The sequence below is a fragment of the Oceanicaulis sp. genome (genome assembly GCA_040112665.1).
Taxonomy (GTDB): domain Bacteria; phylum Pseudomonadota; class Alphaproteobacteria; order Caulobacterales; family Maricaulaceae; genus Oceanicaulis.
The window spans coordinates 973,520-984,675 of the sequence record CP157796.1; the positions used below are offsets into that span (position 1 = coordinate 973,520).

12 protein-coding genes are annotated in these 11,156 nt (G+C 68.1%); 5 read left to right on the plus strand and 7 right to left on the minus strand.

Annotation, left to right across the window (positions count from 1 at the left end; all coding sequences use genetic code 11):
- Nucleotides 1-4: 4 nt before the first annotated feature.
- Complete coding sequence (locus ABL308_04575; protein XBQ17155.1) at nucleotides 5-619, minus strand: hypothetical protein; 615 nt, start codon at nucleotides 617-619, stop codon at nucleotides 5-7.
- Between ABL308_04575 and ABL308_04580 the strand changes: the two genes are divergently transcribed.
- Nucleotides 620-1,159 (plus strand): hypothetical protein, encoded by a 540-nt coding sequence (locus ABL308_04580; GenBank protein ID XBQ17156.1) that lies wholly within the window; start codon nucleotides 620-622, stop codon nucleotides 1,157-1,159.
- A 3-nt stretch (nucleotides 1,160-1,162) separates the two neighbouring features.
- Here the strand turns inward: ABL308_04580 and glpK are convergent, their stop codons facing one another.
- Nucleotides 1,163-2,641: a glycerol kinase GlpK gene (gene glpK / locus ABL308_04585; GenBank protein XBQ17157.1), complete on the minus strand. Its 1,479-nt coding sequence runs from the start codon at nucleotides 2,639-2,641 to the stop codon at nucleotides 1,163-1,165.
- Between the two features lie 68 nt (nucleotides 2,642-2,709).
- Between glpK and ABL308_04590 the strand changes: the two genes are divergently transcribed.
- The gene (locus ABL308_04590; GenBank protein ID XBQ17158.1) at nucleotides 2,710-3,660 is read left to right on the plus strand and encodes an alpha/beta hydrolase; all 951 of its coding nucleotides are present in this window, start codon (nucleotides 2,710-2,712) and stop codon (nucleotides 3,658-3,660) included.
- Here ABL308_04590 and ABL308_04595 read toward each other — a convergent pair.
- The 3 genes from ABL308_04595 to ABL308_04605 form a co-directional block, all read right to left on the minus strand.
- Entirely contained in the window at nucleotides 3,657-4,775 is a 1,119-nt protein-coding gene (locus tag ABL308_04595; GenBank protein ID XBQ17159.1) for a tetratricopeptide repeat protein, read from the minus strand. The genes ABL308_04590 and ABL308_04595 overlap by 4 nt on opposite strands.
- The gene (gene thiE / locus ABL308_04600) at nucleotides 4,745-5,356 is read right to left on the minus strand and encodes a thiamine phosphate synthase (protein XBQ17160.1); all 612 of its coding nucleotides are present in this window, start codon (nucleotides 5,354-5,356) and stop codon (nucleotides 4,745-4,747) included. Before thiE ends, ABL308_04595 begins: the two co-directional genes overlap by 31 nt.
- A 65-nt stretch (nucleotides 5,357-5,421) precedes the next feature.
- On the minus strand, nucleotides 5,422-7,230 hold the full coding sequence (locus ABL308_04605) for an ABC-F family ATP-binding cassette domain-containing protein (protein ID XBQ17161.1): 1,809 nt from the start codon (nucleotides 7,228-7,230) through the stop codon (nucleotides 5,422-5,424).
- A 120-nt stretch (nucleotides 7,231-7,350) separates the two neighbouring features.
- Between ABL308_04605 and ABL308_04610 the strand changes: the two genes are divergently transcribed.
- Nucleotides 7,351-7,938 (plus strand): nucleotidyltransferase family protein, encoded by a 588-nt coding sequence (locus ABL308_04610; GenBank protein ID XBQ17162.1) that lies wholly within the window; start codon nucleotides 7,351-7,353, stop codon nucleotides 7,936-7,938.
- Between the two features lie 3 nt (nucleotides 7,939-7,941).
- Here the strand turns inward: ABL308_04610 and ABL308_04615 are convergent, their stop codons facing one another.
- Nucleotides 7,942-8,364 carry a VOC family protein gene (locus ABL308_04615; GenBank protein ID XBQ17163.1) on the minus strand — a complete coding sequence of 141 codons (423 nt, stop codon included), beginning with the start codon at nucleotides 8,362-8,364 and terminating at the stop codon, nucleotides 7,942-7,944.
- 95 nt (nucleotides 8,365-8,459) lie between these two features.
- On the opposite strand from ABL308_04615, the gene hslU reads away from it, so the two are divergent.
- Nucleotides 8,460-9,764, plus strand: coding sequence for an ATP-dependent protease ATPase subunit HslU (gene hslU, locus ABL308_04620; protein XBQ17164.1), 1,305 nt, complete (start codon nucleotides 8,460-8,462; stop codon nucleotides 9,762-9,764).
- A gap of 4 nt (nucleotides 9,765-9,768) precedes the next feature.
- Here hslU and ABL308_04625 read toward each other — a convergent pair whose 3' ends face one another.
- A complete protein-coding gene (locus ABL308_04625) occupies nucleotides 9,769-10,401 on the minus strand; it encodes a glutathione S-transferase family protein (protein XBQ17165.1) in 633 nt (210 codons plus the stop codon).
- A gap of 115 nt (nucleotides 10,402-10,516) precedes the next feature.
- Here ABL308_04625 and ABL308_04630 point away from each other — a divergent pair, with 115 nt between their 5' ends.
- Nucleotides 10,517-11,140 (plus strand): hypothetical protein, encoded by a 624-nt coding sequence (locus ABL308_04630; protein XBQ17166.1) that lies wholly within the window; start codon nucleotides 10,517-10,519, stop codon nucleotides 11,138-11,140.
- Nucleotides 11,141-11,156: the final 16 nt, after the last annotated feature.

An 11,156-nucleotide genomic window follows, 5' to 3' on the forward strand; every position in this document is an offset into this window, starting at 1 on the left:
AGCGCTAGGGCGGGGTGTTTTCCGGCGTGTCAGGGCGGGCGAGTTCAAGAAATCTGTAGCCGGGATCGTCGGGGGAGACCGAAAGGTCTTTGGTGAAAATGATCCGACGCCGCACCGAACGGTCAAACTGGTGTTGCCAGAGCGCCTGTCTCACCCATTGCCGCTCCATTTCCGCTGCCATCGCCTCAAGCTCCTCAAGGCCCTTCCCGGACGAGCGCCAACGGAAATAGAGAAGCTCGAACAGCATCGACTGGCGATGAGCCTCCATCCAGGGCTCGCGCGGCAGCGGCGGACCCAGCGCCCAGTGACGATTTTCATCGGCCGCAAGAGTCCAGCGTTCGTACATGATGTAGCATTCCAGTGCGGCGAGATCTCCAGTCCGCCAATGGTTCCACGTCTCCGCGTCAATCGGATCGCGCTCCACCGCAGCCGCTTGCTCCGGACACGCCACTCTCCAGGCTTCGAACAGGCGGGCGGCTTCGTCGGGCTCGCCGCAGGACGCCAGGATCGCCGCAAGACCTCCGGCTCCCGCCGCGGCGACGGTCCTCCACACCCTCCCCGATTTATCCGCTCGCGATCGCATCAGGTGATAATGGCGCACCTTGAAGAGGAGCGCCACATGTATAAAGCGAACGGTAAACCGCTTCGTAGAGGCGAGCACAGGCCTTGCGAAGCCCTGCGTGAGACAATCTGCGAAGCGACCAGCGAGATTGACGCACTCAATTACGAGGAGCGACAGCTCATCGATATCGAGGCGAACCTTGATCGCGATCTCAAGGCATTGGGATGGGCGAGAAACCAGCTTGATGCGCTCTCACGCATTCCCGATCACGGAGCGTGCATAACCGAAATGGAAGCCCGGCAGCGCCTTCAGGCCCAGCGGCGCCAATTGCGCGCCGTGCTGAGACGGGTGCGTCGCAGTCCCAACATTCATAATGATCTGACGATCGAGGCAATCCGGCAGACGGCTGCAGCAGAAGGACGCAGTCTCTCCGAGGTCGAGCGCAATCTGATCACCCGAGCTCGGACCATTAGCCGTCGGCTCAAAGAAATCCACGAGGCTCGAGCTGATGCGGAGCGTCTTCTCGCTAATGCGGGTCGGCGGGCGGATGCGGAGGGCTGCGATCGTGAATACGTAAATCAGTGGTGCTCTCGATAACGTCTAGGCCACCCGCTTCACCGCCTCCGCCCAGCCCATAAGCCGCCGGTTGCGTTCGTCCTCGCCCATGGCCGGGGCGAAGCGGTCCCGGGCGCGCCAGCGGGCGCGCACGTCTTCGACGCCGCCATAAATCCCTGCGCCGAGCCCGGCGAGGAAGGCTGCGCCCCAGGCGGTGGCTTCGGGGTTTTCGGGCCTGACGGTCTGCACCGCGCACAGATCGGCCAGGCGCTGCATCAGGCTGGCGTTCACCGCCATGCCGCCGTCGACCTTCAGGCTTTCCACCGTCACGCCGTCTGCGGCCATCGCGGTCAGAAGATCGTGGGTCTGATAGGCGACCGAGTCCAGCGCCGCCCGGGCGATCTCCGCCCGGCCCGCGCCGCGTGTGAGCCCGGTGATCGCGGCGCGCGCGTCCGGGTTCCACCACGGCGCGCCGAGCCCTGAGAAGGCGGGGACCAGATAGACGCCGCTTTCAGGATCGGCGTCGGCGGCCAGCGCCTCGATCTCGCCGGCCCGCGCGATGATCCCCAGCCCGTCGCGCAGCCATTGCACGGTCGAGCCGGCGCTGAGGATCGAGCCTTCAAGCGCGAAGCGGCTCTCCCCGCCCAGCCGCCAGGCGGTGGTGGACAGAAGCCGGTTCTGCGAGCGCACGAGCTCAGCGCCGGTGTGAACCAGCATGAAGGCGCCGGTGCCGTAGGTGGATTTCATCTCACCGGGGCCGAGGCACGCCTGGCCGATCGCCGCGGCCTGCTGATCGCCGGCGCCGCCCGTGATCGGGATCGGACGGCCGAACAGATTGGGCTCGGTCTCCGCCCAGAACCCCGCGCTGTCGACGATGTCTGGAAGGAGGGCGCGCGGCGCGCCGAACAGCGCCAGCAGATCGTCGTCCCAGTCGCCGCGCTCGAGCCCGTAAAGCGCGGTGCGGCTGGCGTTCGTCGCCTCGATGAGATGGGTTGTCCCGCCGGTCAGCCGCCAGACCAGCCAGCTGTCGATCGTGCCGAAGCACAGCGCGCCGGCTTCGGCCTTCTTGCGCGCGCCCGGCACCTGGTCGAGCAGCCAAGAGATCTTGGTCGCGGAGAAGTACGGGTCGAGCACCAGCCCGGCGCGCTCGGCGACCAGCGCTTCCGCGCCCTCGGCTCTAAGGCGCGCGCACAGATCGGCGGTGCGCCGGTCCTGCCAGACGATGGCGTTATGGATGGGCCGGCCGGTCGCGCGCTCCCAGATCAGCGTGGTCTCGCGCTGATTGGTGATCCCGAGCGCGGCGATCTCCCAGCCTTGCGCCTCGGCGTCGGACACGGCGCGGCGGCTTGTCGACAGCACCGTCGCCCAGATCACTTCGGGATCGTGCTCGACCCAGCCCGAGCGCGGATAGATCTGCGCGAACTCTTCCTGGGCGCTGGCGATCACCCGGCCTTCGGTGTCGAACACCAGGGCGCGCGAGGAGGTGGTGCCCTGGTCGATGGCGAGCAGCGCGGTTTTGGTCATAGCGAAACGGCTCGTGCTGATTATGCTGCCCGCCACGCTAAGCCGCCTCGAGCAAACGGAGAACCCCGATGCGCTTCGAACCGGAAATCCTCGATTCGCCCTCCGGCGCCCGGCTCGCGGTCCGGGTCCGCGCGCCCGAGGGCGAACCCAGAGGGATCGTGCAGATCCATCACGGCCTGTCCGAGCATGCCGGCCGCTACGAGGACTTCGCCGAGTTCCTCGCCGATCGAGGCTTCGCGGTCGGCGCGCACGACCATCGCGGCCATGGCCGCACCGACGCGGACGACGCGTTGCCGGGCGTGTTCGCCGCGAAGGACGGCGCGGGAAAGGTGACAACGGACGCGCTGGCGGTGGAGACGCTTCTGCGCACGCGCTTTGCCGACACGCCGCTCATCGTGTTCGGCCATTCCATGGGCGGGGTGATTGCGATGAACCACGCCATGCAGCGCGATGACGCCCGCCAGGGCGGCCCGCTGGCCGGGCTTGCGATCTGGAATTCCAATCTCGATCTCGGCCCCCGCGCAGGGCTCATCCGCTTCGTTCTGGGCGCCGAAAAGCTCTTCAGGAAGAAGACCGCGCCGTCGAGCTGGATGGACGCGCTGACCTTCTCGGCCTGGGGCAAGGCGGTGAAGGGCGGGTCGTCCCGGTTCGACTGGCTCAGCCGGGACGCGGACGCGGTGAAGGCCTATGTCGACGATCCGCTGTGCGGCCGGGCCGCGTCGATCTCGCTGTGGGAGGACCTGTTGCGGCTCAACGAGATCGGCGAGGACGAGCACCGCCTGCGCAATCTCAGGACCGATCTGCCGATCCATCTGGCCACGGGCGGCGAGGATCCGGCGACCGACAAGGGCAAGGCGGTCAAGACGCTGGCTTCGCGGCTCTATAACGCGCGCTTCACCGACGTCACCATGCGTTTTGATCCGTCGGGCCGCCACGAGACGCTCAACGATCTCGGCAAGGACAAGGCGATGGAGGATTTCGCCGACTGGGCCGGGCGGGTCTTCACCCAGACCGGCTAGCCAGCAGCGCCTGCGATCGCCTCGGCTTCCAGCGTTTCGCGCCGCGTGGTGGGGATGGCGCGTTCGAGCGCGGCTTCGAGCCGGTTGCGGTCGGGATCGTCTTTCAGCGAGCCCGGCCGGTCGAAGCCGGCGCGCAGCGCCCAGACATAGGCGCGTTCGAGATCGCGGCCCGTCCCGTCCCCGGTCGCCAGCGCATAGGCGTAGAGGAACTGGCTCTCGGGATCGCCGGCTTCGGCGCCCCGGCGCGCCCAGCGCGCGGCCCGGACCGGATCGGCGGACAGCCCCGGCGCGCCCTGATAGTAGAGAAGCGCGAGCTGGCCCATGGCGGCGGGCTGGTTCAGCTCGGCGGCGATCTGCATCAGTGCGGCGCCGCGTTCGGGGTCAGCCGCCTCGCCTTCGCCGTTGAGATGCATGCTCGCGGCCATCAGCGCGCCGTAGGCCACGCCGTTCTCGCCGGCCTGTTCGTACCAGTTGCGCGCGGCGGTGAGGTCCTTCGGGCCGTGCACCCATTCGCCCAGCGCATGGGCGTAGTCGGTATAGGCCTGCACCCGCCCGCTTTCAGAGGCCAGGCGCAGCCAGTCGATCGCGGTTTGCGCGTCGCCCGGATCGCCGTCTTCCATCAGGTAGAGCCCGTATTCGTGCGCGGCGCGCGCATCGCCGGTCTCGGCGGCCCGCGCGATCCAGTCGCGCGCGGCGAAGCGGGTGAGCCCGCCGCGTTCGGAACTGGCGAGCCGGGAGAGGGTCACCATCGCATCGGCGTCGCCGCGCTCGGCCGCCCGGCGCAGCCAGCGCACGGCGGCCTCGTCGTCCTGACCGCGCGAGGACAGGCCGTGCAGAAGAATATGACCGGCCATCAGCGCCCCGGCGGGCTGGCCGGCGGCGGCGGCGGTTTCGGCGTAGGTCAGCGCGCCGTCCCAGTCTTCGAGCATCGCCGCGCGCAGCGAGCGCGCCATGGCGCTGTCGGCGGCGGAGCGGCCCTCGACCGCCGCGCCGGTGTCGTCGCGCGCGACCGCCTCGCCCAGGGAGGGCGGCAGGGCCGGGGGGTCGTCGGCGTGAGCCGCCGCGAGACCCGCAAGGCCCGCGCTCAGGACAAGAGCTTTGAGAACGCCGCGCATGCCGCTTCCGGTCCTTCCTCGTGCGACCAGACCGCGCCGCACACCGCCAGATAATCCGCCCCGGCCTCGATCACCGAAGGCGCGTTGTCGAGCGTGATCCCGCCGATCCCCACGCAGGGGATTTCGAACAGATCGCGCCACCATGTCAGAAGCTCAAGTGAAGCCGAGCTTTTCGGCGTTTTCGTGACGGTGGGAAACAGCGCGCCGAACGCCACGTAGTCCGCGCCCTTCTCCCCCGCCACCATCGCCAGATGCCGGCTGTCATGACACGTCACCCCGACGATCCCCTGACGGCCGATCGCCGCGCGGGCGTCTTCATAGCGCGCGTCGTCCTGGCCGACATGCACGCCGTCGCAGCCCAGCTTCGAGGCGAGTGCTGGATCGTCGTTCATGATCACGGTGACGCCGCGTTTTTTCGCGATCTCGACGAGTTTCGGCGCCAGCGTACGGGTCTCGGCCGCGTCGTGATCCTTCAGGCGGATCTGAAGCGCGGCGACCGCGCCCGCATCGAGCGTGCGCGCGAGCGTTTCGGCGAAGCCGGGGTCGATCCGGGGCGGGGTGAGCAGGTAGAGTTCGGCCATGACCTATCCGATTAACCCGGCCCGGCCCGTTCGAAAAGCACCCAGCGCGGCGCGTGACGGAGCAGCTAGCCTTCGAGCTCCTCGCGCAGCATTTCGAGCTCCAGCCAGCGCTCTTCCTTGGCGGCCTTGTCCTGCCCGAGCGCGGCGTGTTCGAGCGAGAGGCGGTTGAAGCGTTCGGGGTCGCGGCTGAACAGGCCGGCGTCGGCCAGCTCCCGCTCGATTACGGAGAGGCGCCGCTCGATGGCGTCGATCTCGCCGGGCAGGGTTTCGAGCGCGTGCTTGTCCTTGAAGCTCATCTTGGCCGATCGCGCAGCCTTGGGCTTGTCGGCCTTCGGCGCAGACGCCGTCCTGGCCGCCGCCGCTTCGGCCTTGCGCGCTTTCACGCCTTCGCCGCGCTGGGCGACCATGTCGGCGTATCCGCCCGCATAGACCCGCCAGACGCCGTCGGATTCCCAGGCGATCGTCACGGTCGCGGTGCGGTCGATGAAGTCCCTGTCGTGGCTCACCAGAAGCGCGGTGCCGTCATACTCGGCGATCAGCTCTTCGAGCAGATCGAGGGTTTCGAGATCGAGATCGTTGGTCGGTTCGTCCAGCACCAGAAGATTGGACGGCAGCGCCAGCGCGCGCGCCAGCATCAGCCGCGCCCGCTCCCCGCCCGACAGCGCCTTAACCGGGGTGCGCACCTGTTCGGACGTGAACAGGAAGTCCTTCATGTAGGCGGCGACGTGCTTGACCTGCCCGCCCACCTCGACGCGCTCGCCGCCGCCCGGCGCGATGGCTTCCGACACCGTCCAGTCCGGTTTCAGCGCCGCGCGCTTCTGATCGAGGCTCGCGATCTCCAGATTGGCGCCCAGCCGCACGGTTCCCGCATCCGGGGCGAGCTCGCCGGTGAGCAGGCGGATGAGCGTGGTCTTGCCCGCGCCGTTGGGCCCGACCAGCGCGACGCGGTCGCCGCGGGCGATCTTGATCGACAGATCCTCCACGATCGGCCGGCCGTCGTATGACTTGCTGATCTTGTCGGCCTCGACCACCAGCTTGCCGGACCGGTCCGCCTCGCTGAGCGTGAGATTGGCCGCGCCCTGCGGGCCGCGCCAGGTCTTCAGCCGGGACTTCATGTCGGCAAGTTCACCCACCCGGCGGACGTTTCGCTTGCGCCGCGCAGTGACGCCGTAGCGCATCCAGTCCTCTTCGCGCGCGATCTGGCGTTCAAGCTTGTGGCGCTCGGTCTCCTCGGCCTCGAACACCTCGTCGCGCCAGGCCTCGAAATGCGCAAATCCCTTGTCCAGCCGGCGGGTCACGCCGCGATCAATCCACACGACGGCGCGGGTGAGGTTTTCCAGAAAGCGCCGGTCGTGACTGATGATCACGAGCGCGCCCTTTCTCGATTTCAGCTCGCCTTCGAGCCATTCGATCGCGGGCAGGTCGAGATGGTTGGTGGGCTCGTCCAGCAAGAGGATGTCGGGATCGGGCGCGAGCGTGCGCGCCAGCGCCGCCCGGCGCGCCTCGCCGCCCGACAGCGTGTCCGGCGCGGCGTCGGGATCGACGCCCAGATGCTCGACCAGATAGTCGGCCCGGTAGGCGTCGTCGCCCGGCGCGAGACCGGCCCGGACATAGTCGATCACGCTCTCAAAGCCGGCGAGGTCGGGTTCCTGCGGCAGGTAGCGCACGGTCGCGCCGGGATGCACGAAGCGCTCGCCGGTGTCGGACTCGATGATGCCCGCCGCGATCTTCAGAAACGAGCTCTTGCCTGAGCCGTTACGGCCGACCAGCCCGATCCGGTCGCCCTCGCCGACGATCATCTCCGCGCTGGTCAGAAGCGGGGTGGCGCCGAAGGTCAGCGCGATGTCGGAAAGCGTGAGAAGCGGCGGCGCCATGAGCGAGCGGTCCATGCGGAAGGGCGAGAGACCCTTGCGTTAGCCCAGCTCAGCCCCGCTGTCATGGGGCGTGTCAGGGACCGCGTTGCAGCGGGCCGGCCGCGCGGCGAGACTGCGGGCATGAGCCCGCTCTCCGAATCAGACCGCGAAGCCGCCCTGATCGACGCGGTCCGAGCCGACCCGGTCGCCGAGGCGATCCTTTTACGCGCGCCGGAGCTGGGCCTTTCCGATTGGGCGCTCTGCGCCGGGGCGGTCTACCAGAATGTCTGGAACGCGCTCACCGGCCGGCCCGCCGGATACGGGATCAAGGATTACGACCTCGCCTATTTCGATGCGGGCGATCTCAGCTGGGAGGCCGAAGACGCGGTCATACGGCGCTGCGCGGACGTCTTCGCCGACCTTCCCGCCCCGGTCGAGATCAGAAACCAGGCGCGCGTGCATCTCTGGTTTCCCGAGCGGTTCGGCCGGACCATCGAGCCGTTCACCTCGACCGAGGACGGGATCGCCCACTACGCCGCGTCGGCTCACATGGCGGGCCTCCGACGAGAGGCGGACGGGTCGCACACCGTCCTCGCCCCGCGCGGACTCTCCGATGTGTTCGCGATGAGGCTGGCGCCGCGCGCGCCGGAAACCGACACCGCCGATTACCGCGCCAAGAGCGAGCGGATGAAGCTCACCTGGCCAGAAATCGAGCTGAGCTGGGTCTGAGCCCTACTTCGCAAACACCTGGTCGTCGTTCCGGAAGGCCTTGAACTCCAGCGCGTTGCCGGCGGGGTCGCGGACGAACATCGTCTTCTGCTCGCCCGGCTGGCCTTCGAAGCGCAGATAGGGGTCGATGAGGAACTCCGTGCCGGCGCGGCGGAAGCGCTCGGCCAGCGCGTCGAAGTCCTCATAGCTCAGCAAGAGCCCGAAATGGCGCACCGGCACGGCCTTGCCGTCGACCGCGCTGGTTTTCGCCTTCGCGCAGTCGGCGGGGCTGAGATGGGCGACGATCTGGTGGCCGTGAAAGTCGAAATCGATCCAGTCCGCGCTCTCCCGCCCGGTCGGGCAGCCCAGAAGCTCGCCGTAGAAGCGGCGCGCCGCGTCGAGATCGTCGACCGGAAAGGCGAGGTGGAAGCGGGGGCGGGCGGTCATCGGCGGAGCTCCTTTGCAGGGCGGACTTTGTACCGCGCCGATTTAAGCCCTACATGGGGGCCGACGCGAGCCGAAACCTTGCCCGGAAGGCCTTCATGACCGACTTCTCCCCGCGCGAAATCGTCCACGAACTCGACCGCCACATCATCGGCCAGAAGGCGGCCAAGAAGGCGGTGGCGATCGCGCTGAGAAATCGCTGGCGCAGAAAGCGCCTGCCTGCGGGCCTGCGCGAGGAGGTCACGCCGAAGAACATCCTGATGATCGGCCCCACAGGCGTGGGCAAGACCGAGATCTCCCGCCGCCTGGCGAAACTCGCCGGCGCGCCGTTCCTGAAGGTCGAGGCCACGAAATTTACCGAGGTCGGCTATGTCGGCCGCGACGTCGACCAGATCGCCCGCGATCTGGTGGAGGTCGCAATCGCCATCGTGCGCGAGAAAAAGCGCGAGGAGGTCAAATCCAAGGCCCATGCGGCCGCCGAGGCGCGCGTGCTGGACGCCCTGGTCGGCCCTGGCGCGGGACCGTCCACCCGTGAAACCTTCCGCAAGAAGCTGATCTCCGGCGAGCTCGACGAGAAGGAAATCGAGATCGAGGTGCGCGACGACGCCTCGCCCATGGGCGGGATGGACATTCCCGGCATGCCCGGCGGGGTGGGGATGATCAATCTCTCCGAACTTCTGGGCAAAGGCTTCGGCGGCAAGACCAAGACGCTGCGCACCACGGTCAAGGACGCCTATGAGCCGCTGATCGCCGAAGAGGCCGACAAGCTGGTCGATGAAAGCCAGATCCAGTCCGAAGCCCTGACCCTGGCCCAGGAAGAGGGCATCGTCTTCTTGGACGAGATCGACAAGGTCTGCGCGCGGGCCGACGCGCGCGGCGCTGACGTCAGCCGCGAAGGCGTGCAGCGCGATCTCCTGCCCCTGATCGAGGGCGCGACGGTGGCCACCAAGTACGGCCCGGTGAAGACCGACCACGTATTGTTCATAGCCTCGGGCGCGTTTCACACCGCCAAGCCCAGCGATCTGCTGCCCGAGCTGCAGGGCCGCCTGCCGATCCGGGTCGAGCTTGAAGCGCTGACCCGGGACGATTTCCGCCGCATCCTCACCGAACCCGAGGCGAGCCTGACCACCCAGTATGTGGAGCTGATGAAGACCGAGGGCTTCACCCTGACCATCGAGGACAGCGCGGTCGACGCCATCGCCGAGATCGCCGCGGAGGTGAACGCAAGCGTCGAGAATATCGGCGCGCGCCGGCTGCAGACCATCATGGAGAAGGTGGTCGAGGAGATCAGCTACACCGCGTCCGACCGCGAGGGCGAGGCGCTGGTGATCGACGAGGCCTATGTGCGCGAGCGTGTCGAGACCCTGTCGAAGAACACCGACCTGTCGAAATTCATCCTCTGACGTATCAGTCCGCGCTGGCCCGCTTCCAGCTGTCGAGCGCGCGCAGCCGGTCGAAATAGGCGCGCACCGGTTCGGGCGCGCCGTCGAACTGCTTGGTGATCTTCAGAAGATACAGCATGTAGCCCACGCTCATGTCCGCCGCCGTGAGCCGGCCGGCGGCGAGGAACTCACGGCCGTCGGCGAGCCCGCGCTGGGCGATAAGCCCCAGCTGGGTGTCGACGGTCTGCCGCGCCCATTTCAGCATTTGCGGATTGCGCTGATGCTCGGGCAACAGGAAGGAGTGGGCGAGCACGAGATTGGTCGCCATCGACATCGTCGCTTCGCCGAAATGCAGCCATTCGAGATAGCGCGCATAGTCCGGCTCGCCGGGCTCCACCGCGAGCGGGGTGGCGCCGTGCTTCGTGACGAGGTACTGCACGATCGCCACGCTTTCGAGGATCACCAGATCGCCGTCGGTCAGGGCGGGCACCTTCTGGATCGGATTGATCGCGCGATAGGCCTCCCCGCCGACATTGCCCCGGTCGAAAGCGACGCGTTCGAGCTTGTGGGGCAGGCCCATCTCCTCGAGACACCAGCGCACCCGGACCGAGCGGCTCATCGGGGCGTGATAGAGGGTGAGGCGGGGTTCGGGGACCATGGCGCGTGCTCCGTCAGACTTGGGCCGCAGAGCATGGCCGAGTTCGCCGAAGAATCCAGCCTCGTGCGCGCGAAGCCGCTGGCGAGGGTTCGCGCGACGGCGTAGAACGCCGCCCATGAGCCATATCGACAGCTACGACCATGTGCTGGTGGGCTATTTCGGCCCGCTGCCCGTCTATCGTCCGCTCGAGGACATCGCATTTCCGCCCGAAGGCGAGCGCAGCGAGGATTTCGGCTGCCGCACCGACCAGATCGTCATCGGCGGCGGCAGCGGCGAGCATCCCGGCCTGGTGCTCGAACGCCCCGGCGCGGCGATGGCCGCCTTCGCGCTTGAAAGCGATTCCTTCGCCTTCCCCACGGTCGAACGCATCGCGCTGGACGCCCATGTCGGCGCCGCGCCGGTCCACCAGCGCTACGGCTGGACGAAGGATCGCGAGCGCAGCTTCGCCAGGCTCTGCCGGTCGGACGCGATGGTGAACGCCCACTGGCCGGGCGCGGGCGATCTCGACCGCTGGCTGACGCTGGGGTTCGGGGAGTTCTGCTATGCGGCGATGCCCGAGCTCGACCCCGACATGGCCGCAAGGTTGCGCGGGTTTCAGCGCGAGCCGCTCAAGCACGTTTACTACAGCAACATCCTGCTGCCCCCGCCCGGCCTGCCGGTCTATGCGCGCAGCGGAACCGCGTTCGAGGCGCGCCTGCGCCATCCGGTCGAGAAGGCGGACAAGTCCGGCGAGGCGTGACGCCCCGCCGGGCCGG